The following is a 21,420-nucleotide window of genomic DNA, read 5'->3' as shown; positions in this document are numbered from 1 at the left end:
ACCAGCATCACCGCCAGCTACGTTGCTGGAACGCTAACACTCAGCAACATTGACAGCGTCGCCAACTACCAGCAAGTCCTGCGAACGATTCGCTACGACAATAGTTCCCTCAATCCAGATACCACAACACGCCAAATCCAGTTTGTCGTCAACGACGGCCAGTCAAACAGCAACGTCGCCACCGCCAATGTCACGATCGCGGCAAACAACAACGCACCGACCATCACGGTTCCGGGGATGCAGTTTCCCAGCGAAGACATTGCATGGACGATCACTGGCATCCGTGTGGATGACATTGATCTCGGGACCGGAATTGCAGAAGTGACGTTGAGCGTGGCTCGCGGCAGGCTGACTATCAGTGGAACCGTTCCGGGCGGGATCACGGATCTATCCATCACCGGAAATGGTGGCTCCAGTGTGACCTTGACAGCCCCCCTTTCCGAAATCAACACCACACTCGCTGCGGCAATCGGACTGACGTACCGAAGCGATCCGGATGTCACCGGCAACGATCAATTGACCATCACGGCCAGCGATGGCGTGAACGTGACGACAGAGAGTGTGAACATGAACATCTTGCCGATCAATGACCAACCGATCGGCATCTCGGATCAGTATTCCGTCGCTGCCAACACCACCCTGATCGTCGGTTCCGGTGGTTTGCTTGCCAACGACATTGATGTCGACGGTGACACACTGTCGGTTCAGTCTTGGGGAGGTCTGACATCGGGCACCCTGGTAGTCGCCACCGATGGCTCGTTCGTCTTTTCTCCGGAAGCAACATTTTCCGGCGTCGTCACGTTCAGTTATTCCGCCACAGATGGTGTCCAATCCGGTCTACCAACGACCGTTCAAATACTCGTCATGTCCCCCATCCACAACACGGACATCGAGAACATCAATCCGTCACCGACCGATCCTGGGCCGACACCAGATCCTCAACCATCCGATCCTCTGGAGCCGCCTACGACCGGTCAACCAAACAACCCTGTATCCAGCCCGTTACCGCCGGTGCTCACATCCGGTCTGAGCGACGTGCCTACCGTCTTTGCCGGAGGCATCGCAGGATTCAATACCGAAGCGTTCCAACTGACACGTTTTGCACCGCTGGAAATGGCGTCACTTGAGCCACTGAATTTGGCGGGTTCCGAGGATTATGCGACGACACAAATGAGCCTCAGCACACAACTCTCTGGCAGACGGATCAATGTGATCGAGCAACTCGACTCGATACTCGAGTTTGTCCCGTTTGATAGTCAGTTGCTGTGGGACGATCTCGCCGAGTTTGAGAAGCAAATCAAGCAAGTCACCGAATCACGGTTCCTGTTCGCTGGAACATTTGCCGGATTTTCCGGTGCTCTGTCAGTCGGCTACGTGTTGTGGACCGTCCGCGGTGGACTGCTGGCAACCAGCCTATTGGCACAGTTGCCGGCATGGAGTTTGGTCGATCCGCTATTGGTACTGAGCGACATGCACGAAGACGATGACGTTGACGACTCCGACGATGATTCCATCGAAACCATGTTAGAAAAGAACTCTCCGGAACCTGCCCCGGACGTCACGACGACGAATCAAGCATCGCCATCGGGGGAGGTCTCCTAATGCACCTATTCAAATTGAATGTCAAGACACGTATTTCGCTTGGGCTGATCTGCGTCCTCCTGTCGGTGCTTTCTTTGGCTATGTTCCTGGGGCTTGTCCCGGCGGAAGAATCAGCCATTCGAGCCGGTCGGGCAAATTTGTGCGAAGTCATCGCGTTGACAAGTTCGGATCTGATCTCTCATCGCGAAACACGCCGCTTGGAACGGTTCCTTGAATCCGTCGTCGAGCGCAACCCAGCCGTGATCTCGGCCGGAATTCGTCGGACCAATGGCGCGTTGGTTTCGGTCTTCGGAGATCACAAACAAGCCTGGTCCAAGCGGTCATCGCAGCATTCCACGGGCACTCACGTCCAGGTACCGATTCGCAGCGGGACCAATCGCTGGGGAGTCGTCGAATTGTGCTTTGCTCCTCTGCGACCTAGCCACTGGTCTGCCAAACTGATGGATCCGTGGATTGTGATGACAGCGTTTGTGTGCTTGGTCAGTTTCGTTCTGTTCCAACTGTACCTGAAAAAAATGCTGGCTCATTTGGACCCCTCCAAAACAGTCCCCAAACGAGTGCGATCGGCACTCGACTCGCTTGCCGAAGGCCTCTTGGTACTGGACCGACAAGGCCGCATCGTGCTGGCCAATCAGTCCTTTTCTGACTGGATCGGATGCGATCCCGATCGTCTTCTGGGTCGCAAAGCCGATCGGTTAGATTGGAAACTGGATTCACTCCACCAGGCTCCCTGGCAGACCGCGCTTTCTGATGATGTGGTCATCGCCGGTGCCATGATTGAGCTGTGCCTGCCGAATCATCCGCCCCGAATGTTGATCGCCAATGCCTCCCCGGTGCTCGGCCACGATGGCAAGAGTCGCGGCGTGTTGGTCAGTTTTGACGACGTCACACAATTGGAAGAAACCAAACGTGATTTGACGATTGCGAAACGAGTCGCTGATGACGCCAATCAAGCCAAGAGCGAGTTCCTGGCAAGAATGAGTCACGAGATTCGGACGCCGATGAATGCCATCCTGGGCTACACCGATGTACTCCGCCGCGGATTCGACACCTCGATCCAAGACCGTCAAGAATACCTGGACACGATCCACGGCAGCGGTGAACACCTGCTGGCGTTGATCAACGACATCTTAGATCTTTCCAAAGTCGAGTCGGGACAGATGGAATTGTCCATTGAACCGTGTTCGCCTTATAAAATCATCAAAGACGTTGTCAATTTGCTACGTCCTCGAGCCGACGAGAAAGCGATCTCGCTGGCGTTTCGAAACCAAGGCCTGCTGCCCAAATTGATCCTCGGTGACGCCATGCGGCTGCGACAGGCCGTCATGAACTTGGCCGGCAACGCGATAAAATTCACGGAACACGGCGGCGTCGAAATCGTTGCCCGGATAGATCAACCCCGCGCCCCTTCCAACAGCGATCTGGCTGCAGCCGACCAAACGTTTTTAGCCATTGATGTCATCGACACCGGCATCGGCATCTCGCCGGACGCATTGGCCAAGGTGTTTGATCCCTTCACCCAAGCCGACACGTCGATCACACGTCGCTTCGGCGGAACCGGGTTGGGGCTAGCGATTAGCAAACAACTGGCCGAAGCCATGGGGGGCCGAATCACGGTTTCCAGCACACCTGGAAAAGGCACGACATTCACCATTCACGTCGCCATCGGCCCCCTGAATGCACTGGAATTGATTGATCCGATCGACGATCCAGAATTGCAGACCGAATCCCAGTCGCCAACCACAAAGGTGCAACAACTACCGGCCTGTCGAATCTTGGTTGCCGAAGACGGCTCGCCCAACCGAAAATTGTTGCGATTGATTCTGGGTCAGGCCGGCGTCAATGTAACCACCGTCGAAAACGGACAACTTGCCGTCGCCGCGGCTACCAAAGAGCCGTTTGACATTGTCTTGATGGACATGCACATGCCAGTGATGGATGGATACACGGCGACCGCCAAGCTGCGTGAATCGGGTTACACCCAACCCATCATCGCGTTGACCGCCAACGCAATGCAAGGCGATCAGGAGAAATGCTTTGCCGCTGGCTGCAGTGGATTTCTAACCAAACCGATCAAGATTGATACGTTGCTGGCCAAGTTGGCCGAGGTGCTCGGTTCATTACCGCCAACCTCGAATCCCGTCGATGCAGCGTCGATCGACACGCACCCTCAGCTGCCGGTGCGATGCAGCCACCCCTTGGAGGACATCGAATTCTTGGAAATCGCAGACGGATTTGTCCAGGCATTGGGTTTGCGTTTCCCTGCGATGGAGCGAGCATTGCAAGCCGAGCAATTTGAATCATTGGCCAACGATGCACACTGGTTGAAAGGCACCTGTGGAAACGCAGGATTCGACGTCTTCTTTCAGCCCGCGGCGGACTTGCAGCGGTTCTCTTTGGAGCACCAAATCAGTGGATGCCAGCTACAAATGAAACAAATCAAACACATCGCGTCACGCATCGATCTCGCGTCTCAGATCGCAGCTTCACCGGCCAAAGATTTATTCCAAGACTCATCTCGGTCCGAGCAAACAGCCACGCCGATTGATTCTGCCGCACAGGCAAGCGGACCGATCGAATCCACACTGCCGATGGAAGATCCAGAATTTCGTGAAATCGTCCTGCACTTTCTGGAACGACTGGAAATCAAACTCCGCGAGATGCACCAAGCGTTCGACAACCAGGACTGGACGGAATTGGGACTGCTCGCGCACTGGTTGCGAGGAACCAGCGGATCACTCGGATTTGATCAGTTTGTCGCCCCCACGCATTCGTTAGAACGTTCCGCTGAGCAACAGGACGAATCGGCCATGCGCCGGGACTTGCATGCGATTGTTGCGATCGCGTCTCGAATCGTTGTCCCGGTGGCCGAGGGCGAGTGAAAACGCTGGTTCCCAGCCGGGTACGCCAGTCGATACAATTGGACGAGGTGCGAAACCATCGTGTTTCAACAAATCCCCCCTCCCTTTTGTCAGCGGCCATCAGCCGAACTAGAGACCACTCGCATGCGTCAAGAACTTGAAGAAGCTCTCACACAACTGAAATCGGCACTCGACTCGATCGAAAATCTAGGGCCCGATGAAGCCGAACACCTTCGGCGGGCAGTGGGGCAAATCTCCGCGACCTTGGACGAACAGGACGTCAATTCTGCGACCTTGGCGAAACAACTTCAGGAACAAACCGGATCCTTCCAGGAATCCCATCCGGTGTTGACGCAAACCATCGGCCGCATTGCCGACATGCTGTCACAGATGGGAATCTGATCCCATCGGATCATCCATCACCGCGCTCGATCGTCCTGTCCGCTGATGTTCCACGACGCCGCTCCCTTTATTTGCTTGGTACGGATTGATGCAGCTACAAATTTTTCCATGTGCGATCATCGTTTTATTGACGTTGATGGCCACACCACAAACGGCGCGATCTGCCGAACGAAATGTGATTTTCATCATCACCGATGACGAAAGTCCGACGCTCGGATGCTATGGCGACAGCGCCGCCAAAACACCTGCCATTGATGCGATCGCGGCCGACGGCGTCTTGTTTCGCAATGCGTTCGCCACCACCGCGTCGTGTAGCGCCAGTCGTAGCGTTGTGATGAGCGGTCTGCACAATCACCGCAATGGCCAGTTTGGCCACCAGCACCACTATCACAAATTTGCGTCCTTCCATGACGTCGTTTCGTTGGCGTTGCCGCGCGTGATGCAACGAGCCGGATACCGAACCGGGCAGATCGGCAAATATCACGTCGCCCCAGAATCGGTGTTTCATTTCGAAACCTATCTGAAAGCAAACTCGCGAAACGCCGTCGAGATGGCCGAACAGTCCCGTGACTTCCTCACTGACTCCGCTGACAATCGACCTTTCTTTTTATATTTCGGCACTTCCGACCCGCACCGCGGTGGTGGAACCGACAAATCAAGCGACCAAAAATTAAAACCAAACCTATTTGGCAACAAACCGGACCACGGTGCCTATCCAGGCGTGGAAGAAGTTTTCTTTGATCCAGCCGACGTGACGGTACCTGCATTCCTGCCAGACACGCCGGAAACGCGTGAGGAATTGGCTCAGTACTACCAGTCCTGCTCACGCGTCGACGCCGGAGTCGCACGGTTGGTCCAGATACTCAAGCAGGCTGACTTGTTCGACAAAACGCTATTGGTGTTCACCAGCGACCATGGGATGGCATTTGCCGGCGGCAAGACAACCGTCTACGAAGGCGGGTTGCGTGTCCCCTTTGTCGTCCGCGATCCCTACCAATCACAGCGCGGCGTCGAGACCGATGCGATGATCAGTCACATCGATATCACGCCCAGTCTGCTGGATTTTGCCGGCGGCTTAGACACCAAAAAGAACCGCCCCAAAAACATGCTGGATGCCAACAAGTTCTGGAACGAACGCGAGGAAGCATTGTTGGACAATCGCAATGGAAACAAGCCGTTTGCATCCTATCATGGCAAATCGTGGATGCATGTGTTGAAGAACCCCAATGATCATCATCACGATACCATCATGGCGTCTCATACGTTTCATGAGATCCAGATGTACTATCCAATGCGCGTCGTCCGCGACAAAGATTTCAAACTGATCTGGAACATCGCCCACCCGTTGCCGTTCCCATTTGCCTCCGACCTGTGGGCCGCCAGCAGTTGGCAAGCCCAACTGGCCAAAGGCAACGATGCTCCGTATGGCCAGATGACCATTGGCCGCTATGTTCAGCGGCCCGAATTCGAGCTATTTGACATGCAAACCGACCCCAACGAGTCCACCAATCTGGCCGACAGTCCGGGGCACGCTGACGTCTTGGAAAAATACAAAGCCAAACTCAAAGCGATGCAAAAAGAGTTCGATGACCCTTGGATTCTCAAGTGGCAGTACGAATAAAACTACTGGGGCAGCACTTCGAGTGTTGCTGCGTAGCTCAACCGACGACTCTGGGCCTGTGGAATCTCGGTTTGTGAGTCCTCCGTACTGGTTTCTAACCAGTACATTCCTGGCTCGGGCCAACGGACCGAGAATTCACCCTTACTGTCGGTCGTGATCGTCAACGCATCCTGAGAATTGCGGTATCGCGTTTCGCCACGCAACAATTCGATCTGCATGTTTGCGGCCGGTTTCCCGTTGACCAAAAACTGGAACTTGGACTCTTCGCCAGCATACAAATCGTTCGGATGCGTCAACGGCACTAGCTCCACGCCTTTGCCGGTCGGTTGGATCGATTCGGTCGACGGCGCCCCATTGGTAACAAACGTCTCCACACGTCCCAAACTTTCGGTGACGCTTAGATTTTTGGCACCAGCAGGCACTTCATTTGCAATGGATTGCGCGTTACCTCGCCAGCGACGTCGTTCCCCGTTTTCTTCCCAACTGGCAAACACGCCGTGATTGACGACCGCAATGCGGTATGTGCCGCGTTGCTTCAGCGCAAGATCAAAGACGCTGCGGTACTTGCCCACCGATTGATTCTCGGCTTCGACAGAACTGCCGTCCGGCGCCGTGATGACCAATCCGTCCAGACGAAGTGGGAAGTGATTGAAGTAAAACAGGTCATTGGAAACCGCCGCATCCACCGTGACCCACGGTTCAGCACCGGAAAGCACCGTTTGCGATGGACGCAACCAAACCTTGTGCGCTTCGCTGGTAACAGGAATCAACAGTGCCAATACAAAGGCGGAAAGTAGCAAGCGAGACATTTGAGTTCTCCAACGGGAAAGGAAAGTCGTGGATCGCTCCGCTGATCCAACGGTTTGGTCAACGGAGCCAAGAACGATAAACGGATGGTATTTCTTCCGGCCTACCGGCTACGGTGACAGGGTGAGTGTGACTTCGCCCAGTTCGGATTCACCCTTGGACTTGTGTGTCACGGACTTGTCGGTGGGCCAAGTGAATGGAATTTCGACCAGTTCCCGACCACCGACCTCTCGAGCCGCTTCGACGATCAATTCGTAGTTGCCGGGTTTAAGTTTTGTCAGACGTTGATCGTCACTCGCCAGGGACAGTTTGTGCTTTCCTGCGGGACGGGTTGCGCTGGAAACGCCATCGACGGGAAGATCCAGACTGCGCCCCGACCGCCGCCACCACTGGCGTAGATCCGGAAGCCATTTTGTCCCGGCCCCTTCGCTCGAATCTTTCATCTGATACCAGACAGCAAGATTCGCAACGACTTTTCGATTGCCGTCTTGAATCCAAACAGCAACATAAGGCCGATGGTATTCCGAGACGTTCAATCGTGGAATTTCAACACCAACCTCCATGTTCGTCGCGTCGTCTTGCGCCAGCCCAACCGTAGCACGACCGATCCCTAGACACAGCAGCGCGATCACAATCAATTTTTTCATCGTCTCTTCCGACAGGCTTAAAAAAGGAACTTGGGTTTAGTGCATCATCAGCACGATCAAAATCCATGGCGCAATCAAACCGAGCCCAACCAGTGGCCATGTCAATCGGCGATGCTTGGCGCGTTCGTATAACAACAGCAGACCGGTGATACAAAACACCAGCGTGGCCACCGCAAACAAATCGATAAACCAACTCCATGCCACGCCGGTGTGACGGCCTTTGTGCAAATCGTTGAAGTAGGAAATCCAGCCGCGGCTGGTCGATTCGAATTCCACTTCGCCGCTCTCGCGATCGATTGCCAACCAGGCGTCTGCACCTGGTCCCTGCATCGACAAATAGACTTCGTCCTCGCTCCATTCCGCTTGCCGGTCCTGGATCGACTGATCGAATTCTCCGCCCAACCACTCCGATAGCTCGGCTGGCAATGCCGCAGTTCCATCGTGATCAAACTCCCGCAGTTGCTGCTGCAACCGCGGCGGCAACTGCGCTTGATGGGTCTGAATAACGGGTTGCGTTTCGATCTGCGCGGCATGGTTAAGCGTGATGCCGGTCAACGCAAACAACAACATTCCCACCAAGCTGACGGCGGAACTGATCCAATGCGAATGAATCAACCAACGCAGCCAAATCGAACGACGTTTGCGTTTTGCCAGCGCTGGCTGTTTCGGTTTGTGTGTTGATGATTCAACCATGCAGCAACAATCCAGACACCGAAAAACAAGAACGGAAAGGGCGTGGCTGGCTAGTGCGCGAACGAAAGAAACTGCGTTTTGCTGGCTGCGCGGCGGGCCGGCCCTCTATTGAGAACCGATCGCATTAAGGTAGTGACTGAGAATCGACGGTTCAAGGGGGTGGAAACTTTACTTTTGCGCTGCTTTGCAGCCATCGCTGAATCCTTTGATTTTGCAATTGGTGCCCACCAAGCCTCTTCAGACGCGATAACATCGAGGGGGTACAGTGAATCCACCTGCCGAAACCGACGGGGTATCCCCATGGCGAAAATCGCGATTATCAATCCGGCGTTTGAGGTTTCTTACTGGGGGCTGGAACACGCCCAGGCGTTGATGGGATTCAAAGCGAACATGCCCGTCGCCAGCTTGCCGCTGCTGGCGGCATTGACGCCGGACGAACACCAGGTGGTGCTGATTGATGAAAACGTCGAACCGATCGATTTCGACGTGCTTGAGCAATTTGACATCGTCGCGTTGACCGGCATGAGCGTGCAGCGATTTCGGATGGAAGAAATCCTCACCGAACTAAAAGCTCGCGACGTGTTTGTCGTCGTTGGCGGGCCCTGGGTCACTGTCGAGGAAGAATACTTTTGCGACTTGGTCGACGTCACGTTTGTCGGTGAAGCGGAAACGACCTGGCCCCAGTTTCTGAGTGAGTGGGCAAACGGCAATCATGCATCTCGCTACGAGCAGGCGGAAAAAACCGACATGTCGACGGTGCCGACGCCTCGCCACGATCTGCTGAAAAACAAGTCCTACATGCTAGGCAGTCTACAGTTCTCTCGCGGCTGCCCGTTTCAATGTGAATTCTGCGACATCATCGTGACGTTCGGTCGGCGGCCCCGAATCAAACAAGCCAGTCAAATCATCAATGAATTGAATTCGTTACGCAAACAGGGTGTCGAGATCGGCTTCATTGTGGACGATAATCTGATCGGCAACAAAAAGGGCATCAAACCCGTTCTGGCGGAAGTCGCGCGATGGCAGGAACAACACGGATACCCAATGGTATTCAGTACCGAGGCCTCGCTGGATTTATGCGAAGACGATGAGCTGATGGAATTGATGGCACGGTGCAACATTCAATCCGTCTTCATCGGGATTGAAAGTCCCGATGAGGAATCGCTCAAAGAGACGAAGAAGTACCAAAACGTTCGTGACAAAGGCGGCACGCTGGTTGAAAAAGTTCGCCAGATCCAAGATTTTGGGCTCGAGGTTTGGTGTGGATTGATCGTCGGCTTTGACAACGACACGCCCAGCATTTTCGCGCGGCAAGCGGAATTCATTAAACAGGCGCGGATCCCCCACGCCATGATCGGATTGCTGCATGCGATTCCCAAAACGCCATTACACGATCGCCTTCGCCGCGAGGGCCGACTAGACACGTCGGATGAACATCAATTCGGAACCAATGTAATTCCCTTGCAGATGTCGCGAGAGGAATTGTTGAGTGGATACCTGGCGACGATGCAGCAAGTTTATCAGCCCGATGTCTACTTTGACCGGCTTGATTCCCTGTTCCTGGATGATCACTTTCAATTTCGAATCTTTCAGACCGAATTCTTCCGCAAGCACCGATGGCTGCGGATCAAACATTTCAGCTTCTTTATGGTTGGATTTGTCGTGATGTATTGGCGACTAATGCGAGGCGTTCCCGACGCTTCGCTGCGACGCATCTATCGCCAACGGATCTGGGGGGCGATGAAGGCGCGCATGGCAACGCCGTCGATTTTCTTCTTCTATACGATCAAGTGCGCGATGCACTATCACCACTACAAGATGACCACCGATATGATCAATGACCCTACCCAATTCGTTTCCTCGTACGGCAAAGCCATGCGCACCCAACCAGCGCACACCGCACCGCCGCCACCAAAGCAACCCTCGTTCAGCTTGCCAACCGTTTCAGCACCCTAGTCACACGCGGTTGCTGGCCTCTGCGAGGCTGGACTCACGCCAGGAAAACAATCCTCAGCAACCCAAAGGTTGAACTCCAACGGTGTCGCGTTAAGAACAGAGCCTGCCGCTACAGTCTGTTGCGGCGTCGGTAGTCGCCCGGGGTCTGGCCGGTTTCGCGTTTGAACACAGCGCTCAGACTTTCTTTGTGACTGTAGCCTGCTTTGGGTGCAATTTGCTCGAGCGTCATTTCAGTTTCCCGAAGCAATTGTTTGACCCGATCAATCTGCACCGCAGTGATCTGCTCATGCGGTGTCCGCCCGAGCTCTTCACGAAAACGTCGCTCCAACTGCCGCCGCGACAACGTTGTGACTTCCGTCACATCGGCAACGTTAATTCCGTCGCAGGCGTGCTGGCGAATGAACCGGCAGACGTTGGCCAACTCCAGATCATCAACCGCGACGACGTTGGTCGACAATCGTTCCGAGACAGACTTGGGGGGGACATATTCGATTTCCAAATCCGGTTGAATCCCCTGTAGCATCTGGGACAAAATTTCACAGGCTCGGTATCCAACCCGCTCTGCATCGGGACGAACACTGGAGAGTGGCGGGTCACAGAGAAGGCACAGGGCGTCATCATCGTCGACCCCAATCACGCCAATGTCATCTGGGACGGCGATCCCAACGTTTCGACAGGCATTCATGACATGCTGCCCGCGAATGTCATTGCAAACAAACAGACCGGTCGGACGTTTTAGTGTCATCAACCACTGGGACAACAAATCGATGTCAACGATTCCAGCTTCTTCCAAACTGGTCAGCGGACTGCCCGGACGCCCTTCCGATTCATAGAAATCGAACGGACAACCCGATTGCTGCACCAAGTCTCGAAAAAACTGTAACCGGGCGTCGGAGTAAGAAGCAAAGCGAAAGCCGCAAAACGCAAACCGGCGAAAACCGCGATTCCAAAGGTGCTGGAACGCTAATTCGGCGACACGATGATTGTCCGTTTCGACCTGAGGCACGCCGGAAAACTTGCGGTTGCAACGCACATCGACGATGGGCACGTTCAAAGCGCGCAGCGGCTCGATGGTATGCGTGTCGATGCGCGCGATCACACCGTCGACCTTGGCTTGCCGCATCCAATCCGGCATCGCGGAATCAAGCGTCATCTCTTGATGCAATAGCGACCAGTCCACCTGGGTCCGCGCAAAGTACGCCACGCCGCGAAGCAACTCGCGCCCATAGGCGCGCGATGCCTCCACCAGCAATGCGATCCGAGGTCGACTTTTCCGGCTCATCAATACACTCTCAATGGGATGTCGCAATCAGCTACCAACATGTCGCGAATCGCTATCAATTGGCTTTTGCCCATTAGTAATATACCGTCTTTCGCTAGCCCGGCGAACGTCGCAAAAGCATTGCCGCCAAGTTTTCCTGGGCGGCCCCCCCTGTTACCAATGTGATACCCAATCGAATGACCGACGGAGTGTCCTCCCGCGACGACAAGGTGGAAGCGGGCAGAAACGAAGATCTGCCCGTGGTGCCGGCCCAGTTCGTCTATCCGTTTGTGATCGTCACGACCTTGTTCGCCTTGTGGGGGTTTGCCAATGACATCACCAACCCCTTGGTTCGCGCGTTCAAAGAAATTTTTCTGATCAGCAACGCCCAAAGTAGCTTGGTGCAATGGGCGTTCTATGGCGGATACGCCACGATGGCGATCCCCGCCGCGCTGTTGATACGCAAGGTTTCCTACAAATCGGGCATTCTGATCGGACTGCTGCTCTATGCGATCGGCGCCTTGCTGACCATCCCTGCCAGTTTGATGATGAATTTCAACATCTTTCTGGTCGGTTTCTATGTGCTGACATTTGGGCTCGCGTTCTTAGAAACGACCGCCAACCCTTACATCCTGTCGATGGGCCCGTCCCAGACAGCCACACAGCGTCTGAATCTTGCGCAAGCCTTCAATCCGATCGGTTCTTTGACCGGCATGCTGGTTGCCAGCCTGTTCATTTTGCCGGGTTTAAAGGTCTCCGAATTCCGCGAGGCCCAACTCAATGCCCATCCCGAATACGCAACGATGCTCCCCAGTCAGGTCGATGGTCTGATCACGGAATCAATGCAACAACAGGCTCTAGCTGACCCGGAAGCCCAGCAAGCGATGGTGGCTCATGACTTAGATGTTGTCAAAACTCCCTACGTTGTCATCGCGGTCGTGGTATTGCTGATGCTGGTTGTGGTTGCCGTCGCAAAATTGCCGGACACCGGAAACGAAGAGGACGATATCGATCTGAAAACTCTGGTCAAACGTCTGTTTACAAACTGGCACTACGTTGGTGGTGTGATCGCTCAGGCGTTCTACGTCGGCGCCCAAATCATGTGTTGGACGTTCATCATCCACTACGGAATGACACTCGTGGGACTCAGTGCGTCCGAGGCCCAGAACTACAACATCGTCGCGATGGTCATCTTTCTGGCCAGCCGCTTCATCTGCACGTTCATCTTAAAGTTCCTGTCACCGGGTTTGCTGCTAGGGATCCTGGCTGTCGGCGGCGGATTGCTGACGGCAGGAGCGATCTTTGTTCAGGGCTTGCCCGGATTGTATTGCTTGATCGGTGTCTCGGCCTGCATGTCGTTGATGTTCCCCACCATCTATGGGATCGCGCTCAGCGGACTGAGCCCCAATGATGCAAAACTTGGATCAGCAGGACTGATCTTTGCGATTGTCGGTGGCGCGTTTCTGCCTCGCTACCAAGGCGCCATCATCGACGGCGAAGGCATGACGATCGCCGGTCATGCCCTCGAATCGGTTCGCGTTTCGTTCTTCTTGCCATTGGTCTGCTTTGTGGTCATCGCGATCTTTGGATTCACCGTCTATCTGTTTTCCGGAAGCGGGAAACAACCAAAAAGCAACCCTATTGCCCCGGAGAACGCATCGTGAACCCAACCTTTTCCAGCCCTAGCGTTTGGAACGACGGCCTACCAAAGATCGGTATCCGGCCAACGATCGATGGCCGACTCGGCGGAGTTCGTGAATCGTTAGAAGATCAAACGATGAATCTGGCAAAACGGATTGCCGATCTCATTGCCGAACATCTGCGCTACCCCAATGGTCAACCGGTCGAATGTGTGATTGCCGACACCTGCATCGGTGGAGTATCGGAGGCAACTGCTTGCGAAGACAAATTTCGACATGAAAACGTCGGCGTGTCGCTGACCGTGACGCCGTGCTGGTGCTACGGATCGGAAACGATGGACATGGATCCGACGCGTCCCAAAGCTGTCTTCGGATTCAACGGCACACAGCGTCCTGGCGCGGTTTATCTTGCGGCGGTCCTGGCCGGGCACACCCAAAAAGGGATTCCTGCGTTCGGTATCTACGGCCGTGATGTGCAGGAACCCGGTGACGCCACCATGCCGATCGATGTGCAAACAAAGATCTTGGATTTTGTGCGCTGTGGGCTAGCGGTCGCGTTGATGCGCGGCAAGTCCTACCTTTCGATGGGTGGCACTTCGATGGGCATCGCCGGATCTATGATCGACTATGCATTCTGGGAGAAATGGCTGGGGATGCGAGTCGAGGACATCGACATGAGTGAATTCATCGGGCGAATCAACAAAGGGCAATTTGATCCGGACGAATACGACAATGCCATCGCGTGGGTCAAAGAAAACTGCCGCGAAGGCGATGATTACAACAGTGATGAAACCAAACGCTCGCGCGAACAGCTGGACCAGGAATGGTCCGATTGTGTGAAAATGTCGTTGATTGCTCGCGACTTGATGGTCGGCAATCCACGCCTTGCGGAACTCGGGCTGCGTGAACAGGCGCATGGACACCACGCAGTCGCGGCCGGGTTCCAAGGCCAGCGTCAATGGACGGACCATTTCCCCAATGGAGACTTTCTGGAAGCGATCCTCAATTCATCGTTCGATTGGAACGGCAAACGGCCTCCATACATTGTCGCAACGGAAAATGACGCTTTAAACGCTGCGACGATGTTGTTCGGGCACCTGCTGACCAACACCTCACAAGTCTTTGCGGATCTCCGAACCTACTGGAGCCCTGATGCGGTTGCGTCGGCCTGCGATGGATTCCAACTTGATGGACTCGCCGCAGACGGCTTGTTGCACCTGATCAACTCGGGACCTGCGACGCTCGATGGCACCGGTCAACAGTCGACCGACGACGCGACACCTACCATGAAACCCTTTTGGGAAATCACCGATGACGAAATCGAACGCTGCCTGACAGCAACGACGTGGCATCCTTCTATCACCGAGTATTTCCCCGGTGGAGGCATGAGCACTCGCTACAAAACCCGAGGTGGTATGCCTGCGACAATGACGCGGATCAATCTGGTGGATGGTCTAGGCCCCGCGCTGCAAATTGCCGAAGGGCACACGATCGAATTGCCCAGCGAGGTGCATGACGTGTTGGACCAGCGAACGAATCCGTCGTGGCCGACAACTTGGTTCGCGCCGACACTGACCGGACACGGTGCTTTCACGTCGACCTACGAAGTCATGAACCATTGGGGTGCCAATCACTGCGTCATGACAGCCGGTCATGTCGGCCACCTGTTCATCACTTTGGCATCGATCCTACGCATTCCGGTTTACATGCACAACATCGACGATTCACGTGTCTTTCGCCCCACTGCCTGGAATGCGTTTGGCACCAACAACCGCGAAGGTGCAGATTTCCGAGCCTGTCAAAACTACGGTCCGCTGTATGGACGCAAGTAACACGTGCCACAGCACTTGAATCATGACGGCACTCCGCTGCAACGAACCGTCCAATCACCCGCGAAATAAATGATGACCCCAAACAAAATTTTGAAAGCGATGCTAGAGCTTTCTCACTTTCTTGGCGAAGAAAGCCGGCAACTCGCGATCCTTGGCGAAGGCAATACATCAGCAAAGATTGACGACGAGAGCTTCTTGGTCAAAGCGAGCGGAAGCTGTTTGCAAACACTCGGTGAAGACGATGCTGTTGCCTGCCGTTTTGATCGGTTGCTGCCGATGTTAGATCAGGATGACGTCAGCGACCAAATGATCGAGGATCAATTGCTCGCCTGTCGGGTCAGTAGCAGCGCCAAAAAACCATCGGTCGAAACACTTTTTCACGCCTACCTGCTGTCGCTGCCTGGAATTGAATTCGTTGGGCACACGCACAGCATTGCGGTTAACCGGATACTCTGTTCACCGCTGGCCCAACAATTCGCTGATCATCGATTGTTTCCAGACGAAGTCGTTTGCTGTGGATCGCGATCTGTTCTGGTGCCCTACGTGGACCCGGGGATGAAGCTTTCGCAAGTCATCCGAACGTCGGTGGAATCATTTCTTGATCAATATCGGTCTCCGCCTCGAGTCATCCTGCTTCAAAACCATGGTCTGATCACACTCGGCCCAACCGCCGGCGCAGTCAAAGCCGCAATGCTGATGGCACACAAGGCAGCCGAAATCTTTGCCGGTGCCGCTGCAATCGGCGGGCCTGTGTTTATGAGTGATTCGGATGTCGATCGAATTGCCAATCGAATTGACGAACACTATCGCCAAAAAGCATTGAAACTATGACAGAGCGATCTCTCGCTGAAGCGTTTTGAAGTTGCGCTTTCACGTGAGACATTGGTTTTGGGTAACCCGAAGCGTCAGCGAGGGATCCCGTTAACACCCTAAATCCCTCGCTGACGCGTCGGGTTACGATCAGTGCCCACCTGCGAAACACGTTAGCGAGGGATCTCGTTAACTCCCTAAATCCCTCACATAGCGTCTCGCTTGCGCCCGGTCAAAATGCAACACCGCTCTGCCGGAACCTTGAACGCCATTCCAAACACACCTCTGCCGACCCTCCAAACTCCTATGATCAATCTTGTCCTAAGAAGCAGTCTCTGCCTGGCACTCCTGCTCGCTGCGACTCCATCGGTTTCTCACGGACAGGAATCAATGGACCAGCTTTGGGGCGACCGCGTCATCAAACTGCGAGCGGAGAACGCCGAGCGTGGGCAGTTGTTTGACGAAGGCAACTACGCAATGTTCATTCACTGGGGACTGTATTCGCTGTTAGGCAATCAAGTCGATGGCAAGACTTACTACGGCATCGGTGAATGGATCATGAATCCGCGGATGGCTGGAATTCCCATCCCCCAATACAAACAACTCGCCGGCCAATTCAATCCCGTCAACTTCGATGCGACTGAAATCGCGACGATCGCCAAAGACGCCGGCATGAAGTACATCGTGATCACGGCCAAACACCACGACGGATTCGCGATGTACGATTCAACAGCATGCGACTTCAACATCGTTGACGCGACGCCTTGGAAAAAAGATCCAATGAAGGAGCTCGCCGTTGCCTGCCGCGAAGCGGGCCTGGGCTTCGGATTCTACTACTCGCACAACCAGGACTGGACGTTCCCGGGCGGCGGAAACGGCCCCCAAACCGATGAAAACGGCAACCCGGCAACCTTCGATGACTATTTTCAAAAGAAATGTCTGCCCCAGGTCAAAGAAATCACCACCCAGTACGGACCGATCGAGTTGGTTTGGTTTGATACTCCCGGAAAGATGCCGAAACACTATGTCGAGCAACTGGTTGACATCGTTCACAAAAATCAACCGCGGGCATTGGTTTCCGGTCGCGCCGGCCATGGACTCGGCGACTATCAAACACTCGGCGATATGGAAGTCCCTCGGCACAATATCGACGGCATGTGGGAGAGCGTTGACACGACAAACGACTCCTGGGCCTACGCTTGGTACGACGAGTATTGGAAGTCGCCGCAAGAAATCCTGAAGCGATTGATTGCTTGCGTCGGACGCGGCGGAACGTACATGCTAAACATCGGCCCACGAGGTGATGGATCAGTTCCCGAGCGCGCGATAAAAACGCTCAAACTGTCAGGGGATTGGATCAAACGTTATCCTCAAGTCGTCTACAACACCGACGCCTCACCCTGGCAGCACGCATTGCCGTGGGGCGATGTGACACGCAAGGACAATACTTTGTTTTTGTGCGTGTTCGACTGGCCCGCCGCCGGCAAATTGTATCTGCCCAATCTGAATAACAAAATTCAATCGGCCCAGTTGCTCCACGCGGACGGCGACGGTGTCCTGCAGTGGAATACAGCCGGCAATTGGACTGTGATCAGCTTGCCCCCGCGGGCACCCGAAAAACTCGTTTCAGTCATTCGCGTCGAACTTGATGGGGAACCTCGGGTGGATCCCATCTGGGCGATCGACCCCAATCTGGACACCGAAATACTGGCAGAGTTCTCGAGTGTCGATGGTGCGAAACAAGACGAAAAACGGTGGATGGAAAAGTTTGGCGAATGGAAGCAGATCATTCACGTCCACGGGTTTGAAAGTGGCGGCCGCGCATCGTGGGAAATTGATGTTCACCAACCGGGCGACTACAACGTTTCTCTCACCTACGCGGGAACCGGACGACTGGTCTGGAAAGTCTCGATCCAGGCCGGTGAAACGATTCAGAATCAACAGAATTCATCGCATAACTACCAAACATTCCCAATCGGCTGGATAAACTTCCCCAAACCGGGTCGCTACAAAGTCTCCGTGCAATGCATCGACGGCGAGACGGAATCGGCGAGTCTGAAAGCGATTGAATTCCAACCGATTCATTGACCCTGTGTGTGTCCTGTCACTCTCTCCTTTCACGCCAAATGAACCACACAATGATTGCTCACCTGGCACGACTGGCTGTCAACGCAAACGCACTGGCAATGATCGTTCGGCTCGTCACGATTTGGCTGGGCATGATGCTGTCCAACGGCCCGTCCGCAGTGGCGGCTGACATCTACGTCGATCCCGCCGGCAGCGACGATCACGCCGGCAATGCGTCGGCGCCCGTCGCCTCACTCTCAAAAGCTCAATCGATCGCCCGAACCATGGCGGGGCAACAGCCGGTCACCGTTCATGTCGCCGACGGCGTCTACTATTTGCCGGACACGCTTGTGTTCACTCCATCTGATTCTGGAAACGCGAGTTGTCCTGTCACTTATCAGGCCGAGCACGAATCCGGTGTGGTGCTTAGTGGTGGAAGTCGGCTGGATCTTCAGTGGCGTCCCTATCGTGACGGAATCGTCATGGCAAAGACTGCGGCGGGGTTGCAAATTGACCAGCTGTTCGTCAATGGAATGAATCAGCGAATGGCTCGGTATCCGAATTACGATCCCCAACAGAAAACACAGGCCTACCAGGGATTCGCAGCCGACGCGTTTGCCAAAGAGCGGGCTGCGGGCTGGGCCAATCCCGCCGGCGGATACATCCACGCAATGCATCGCGCGCGCTGGGGTGGATACCACTATCAGATCACCGGCAAAGATCCCGATGGCCAGGTCACCTACGTCGGCGGCTGGCAAAACAACCGACGAATGGGAATGCACAATGAATTCCGGATGGTCGAAAACATCTTCGAAGAACTTGATGCACCTGGCGAATGGTTTCACGACTCAAGCAGCGACACGCTCTATTACATGCCCGCCGAGGATGTGGATCTGCAGACGGCTGAGATCGAAGTGGTTCGGCTACGTCATCTGATTGAATTTCAGGGAACAGAAGTCACTCCGGTCAAATTCATCACACTGAAAGGGTTTGTCTTCCGCCATGCCGCCCGAACCTTCATGGAAACCAAGGAGCCGATGCTTCGCAGCGACTGGGCCATTTATCGCGGTGGCGCGATGGTCCTTAGCGGTACGGAAGACATTCAGATTCTGGACGCCGAATTTGATCAGGTCGGCGGCAACGCCATTTTTGTTTCCAACTACAACCGCAGGACGCTCATCAAAGGCTGCCACATCCATGACGTCGGTGCCAGCGGTGTTTGTTGGGTCGGCGACCCCAACGCAGTGCGAGATCCGTTATTTGAATACGGTCAGAAGAATGACTTGTCAAAGATTGATCGCACTCCCGGGCCCAAAACCAATCGCTACCCGGCCGATTCCGTGATCGAAGACTGCCTGATCCATGGGATTGGACGTGTCGAACGACAGCCCGCCGGCGTGCAAATTGAAATGGCCCAACACATCACCGTCCGCGATTGCTCGGTGTACGACTGCGCACGCGCAGGCATCAACATCGGTGACGGCGCCTGGGGCGGGCACCTGATCGAGCGATGTGATGTTTTCGACACCGTGCTGGAAACACACGACCACGGATCCTTCAATTCATGGGGGCGCGATCGCTACTGGAGCAGCGATCGAAGTGCCAGCCAAAAGGTGATCGACCAAGAACCCGACTTGCCGTTTTTAGATGCTGTGGAAACAACCGTGATTCGCAACAGTCGTTGGCGCTGCGATCACGGTTGGGACATCGATCTTGATGATGGATCATCCAACTATGACATCTACAACAATCTGATGCTTTCCGGCGGGCTGAAATTGCGAGAAGGTTTTCGTCGACGTGCATGGAACAACATCACCGTCAACAACGGTTTGCATCCCCACGTTTGGTACAATCACAGCGGCGACGAAGTGTTTAGCAATCTTTTTATGGCTGCGCCGCGCGGTGCCCGCATGCCCAGCGAAACGGCGAAAGGCAAGCGTGTGGATAGCAATCTCTACTACGCCAACGCACCCGGTATGGCTGACCGCTACACGCAATTCGGCTGGGACATTCACTCGATTGTTGCCGATCCGAAATTCGTCGATCCTGAAAATGGTGACTTTCGAGTCCAACCAGGGTCACCGGCCTTTGACATCGGATTTCAAAACTTTCCGATGGATCAATTCGGCGTTAAGAAACCGTCGCTCAAGCAAATCGCACGAACACCAGAGATCCCCGCCGTGGAAGTGCGGCGTACGATGGAAAAGCCTCGCTCCGACAGCGGCCCAGTCGCACCATCGTTGCCACTGTATTGGCTGGGGGCCGCGATCAGTAACTTGAACGGCGCGGAATTCTCTGCTTACGGCGTATCCCAATCTGACGGCGGCGTCGCCCTGTCGCAGATCAGCCAGCACAGTGCCGCAGCAATAGCGGGCTTGGTCGATGGCGATTTAATCCAAGGGATCAACGGATCGCAAATCAAGCGTGTCGTCGACTTGCTGTCCGTCTACCAAAGTGCCGGCAATGTGCCGCTGCGGCTGAATCTTGTTCGAAATCAACAGCAGATGGAACTGTTGATTGAAAATGCTCCGCATCTCGTGTTCGAATCCGCGCAGACTCCCGATGCATTTACGGTCCTTGTACCGACCGACACTGTACCGACCGACACTGTACCGACCGACACTTTCCAGGGCACCGTTGATACCAAGCCGTCGACTCAAAATGCATCACCCGATGTCTTGGTCGACGGAAAATTGACGCAAGCCTATGGGCCGGTGTTTGCAAATGGCGTGACCAGCGGTGCGTATCGTTTGGACTTGGGTGAATCGAAACCCGTGTCAACGATCACCAGCTGGACCGCCAACGTCAATGGCGTTCGAGGCCCTCAAAAACTGACGCTCTATGGCTGCAATTCAGCGACCGATCCAGGCTGGGACCTGCAAGATCGATCCACGTTCACGCCACTGACATCGATCGATACCCGAGACAAATCTGGTGACGCATTCAACGCGGTCGCCTTGCGATCCCAAACCGGCTATACCCTAGGAACCTATCGCTGGATCGTCTGGCAAGTCCGGCCGGTCACCGACAAACTCGAAAATTCTGCGTTTCAAGAACTTCAGGCTGAAGCTGCCCAAGGTTCAAAGACGCAATAGTTGGCTTCGCAACACTGCCACTGCACCGCTGAAGGACAGCTGGAAGCTTCTGGACGATGAACACTCTAGCTTCAGGCAACGGCAGGACCATTTGGCTAGCCTCTACGATGCAAACCAAGAATACTT

The 21,420-nt window shown here is 54.7% G+C and carries 14 protein-coding genes; 10 read left to right on the top strand and 4 right to left on the bottom strand.

Annotated elements, in window-relative coordinates:
- The 4 genes from NHH03_RS24265 to NHH03_RS24250 all read left to right on the top strand — a co-directional run.
- The coding region (locus tag NHH03_RS24265; RefSeq protein ID WP_253160635.1) for an Ig-like domain-containing protein at window positions 1–1,602 on the top strand (1,602 nt) is incomplete at its 5' end.
- Window positions 1,602–4,484 carry an ATP-binding protein gene (locus tag NHH03_RS24260; protein ID WP_253160633.1) on the top strand — a complete coding sequence of 961 codons (2,883 nt, stop codon included), beginning with the start codon at window positions 1,602–1,604 and terminating at the stop codon, window positions 4,482–4,484. The genes NHH03_RS24265 and NHH03_RS24260, both read left to right, overlap by 1 nt.
- Before the next feature lie 123 nt (window positions 4,485–4,607).
- A complete protein-coding gene (locus tag NHH03_RS24255; RefSeq protein ID WP_253160631.1) occupies window positions 4,608–4,865 on the top strand; it encodes a DUF4404 family protein in 258 nt (85 codons plus the stop codon).
- A 136-nt stretch (window positions 4,866–5,001) separates the two neighbouring features.
- Window positions 5,002–6,486, top strand: a complete 1,485-nt coding sequence (locus NHH03_RS24250; protein ID WP_253160641.1) for a sulfatase family protein — start codon at window positions 5,002–5,004, stop codon at window positions 6,484–6,486.
- A 2-nt stretch (window positions 6,487–6,488) separates the two neighbouring features.
- Here the strand turns inward: NHH03_RS24250 and NHH03_RS24245 are convergent, their stop codons facing one another.
- The 3 genes from NHH03_RS24245 to NHH03_RS24235 form a co-directional block, all read right to left on the bottom strand.
- Window positions 6,489–7,295, bottom strand: coding sequence for a DUF4198 domain-containing protein (locus tag NHH03_RS24245; protein ID WP_253160629.1), 807 nt, complete (start codon window positions 7,293–7,295; stop codon window positions 6,489–6,491).
- 108 nt (window positions 7,296–7,403) lie between these two features.
- Window positions 7,404–7,940, bottom strand: coding sequence for a DUF2271 domain-containing protein (locus NHH03_RS24240; RefSeq protein WP_253160627.1), 537 nt, complete (start codon window positions 7,938–7,940; stop codon window positions 7,404–7,406).
- A gap of 36 nt (window positions 7,941–7,976) precedes the next feature.
- Window positions 7,977–8,633: a PepSY-associated TM helix domain-containing protein gene (locus NHH03_RS24235; protein ID WP_253160626.1), complete on the bottom strand. Its 657-nt coding sequence runs from the start codon at window positions 8,631–8,633 to the stop codon at window positions 7,977–7,979.
- A gap of 300 nt (window positions 8,634–8,933) precedes the next feature.
- On the opposite strand from NHH03_RS24235, the gene NHH03_RS24230 reads away from it, so the two are divergent.
- Window positions 8,934–10,589: a DUF4070 domain-containing protein gene (locus tag NHH03_RS24230; RefSeq protein ID WP_253160624.1), complete on the top strand. Its 1,656-nt coding sequence runs from the start codon at window positions 8,934–8,936 to the stop codon at window positions 10,587–10,589.
- 109 nt (window positions 10,590–10,698) lie between these two features.
- Here NHH03_RS24230 and NHH03_RS24225 read toward each other — a convergent pair whose 3' ends face one another.
- The gene (locus NHH03_RS24225) at window positions 10,699–11,871 is read right to left on the bottom strand and encodes an AraC family transcriptional regulator (protein WP_253160622.1); all 1,173 of its coding nucleotides are present in this window, start codon (window positions 11,869–11,871) and stop codon (window positions 10,699–10,701) included.
- A gap of 176 nt (window positions 11,872–12,047) precedes the next feature.
- Between NHH03_RS24225 and fucP the strand changes: the two genes are divergently transcribed.
- The 5 genes from fucP (at window position 12,048) to NHH03_RS24200 (ending at window position 21,294) form a co-directional block, all read left to right on the top strand.
- Window positions 12,048–13,514, top strand: a complete 1,467-nt coding sequence (gene fucP / locus NHH03_RS24220; RefSeq protein WP_253160620.1) for an L-fucose:H+ symporter permease — start codon at window positions 12,048–12,050, stop codon at window positions 13,512–13,514.
- Complete coding sequence (locus tag NHH03_RS24215) at window positions 13,511–15,322, top strand: L-fucose isomerase (RefSeq protein WP_253160618.1); 1,812 nt, start codon at window positions 13,511–13,513, stop codon at window positions 15,320–15,322. The genes fucP and NHH03_RS24215 overlap by 4 nt, the downstream gene beginning before the upstream one ends.
- Before the next feature lie 69 nt (window positions 15,323–15,391).
- Window positions 15,392–16,153 (top strand): class II aldolase/adducin family protein, encoded by a 762-nt coding sequence (locus NHH03_RS24210; RefSeq protein WP_253160616.1) that lies wholly within the window; start codon window positions 15,392–15,394, stop codon window positions 16,151–16,153.
- Window positions 16,154–16,522: 369 nt separating this feature from the next.
- The gene (locus tag NHH03_RS24205) at window positions 16,523–18,220 is read left to right on the top strand and encodes an alpha-L-fucosidase (RefSeq protein WP_253160613.1); all 1,698 of its coding nucleotides are present in this window, start codon (window positions 16,523–16,525) and stop codon (window positions 18,218–18,220) included.
- A 50-nt stretch (window positions 18,221–18,270) separates the two neighbouring features.
- Window positions 18,271–21,294 (top strand): right-handed parallel beta-helix repeat-containing protein, encoded by a 3,024-nt coding sequence (locus tag NHH03_RS24200; RefSeq protein WP_253160612.1) that lies wholly within the window; start codon window positions 18,271–18,273, stop codon window positions 21,292–21,294.
- Window positions 21,295–21,420: the final 126 nt, after the last annotated feature.

Source organism: Stieleria tagensis (genome assembly GCF_024129865.1).
GTDB classification, from domain to species: Bacteria; Planctomycetota; Planctomycetia; order Pirellulales; family Pirellulaceae; genus Stieleria; species Stieleria tagensis.
The sequence above is the reverse complement of the archived record's forward strand: the minus strand, read 5'-3'. Positions and strand labels throughout refer to the sequence as shown.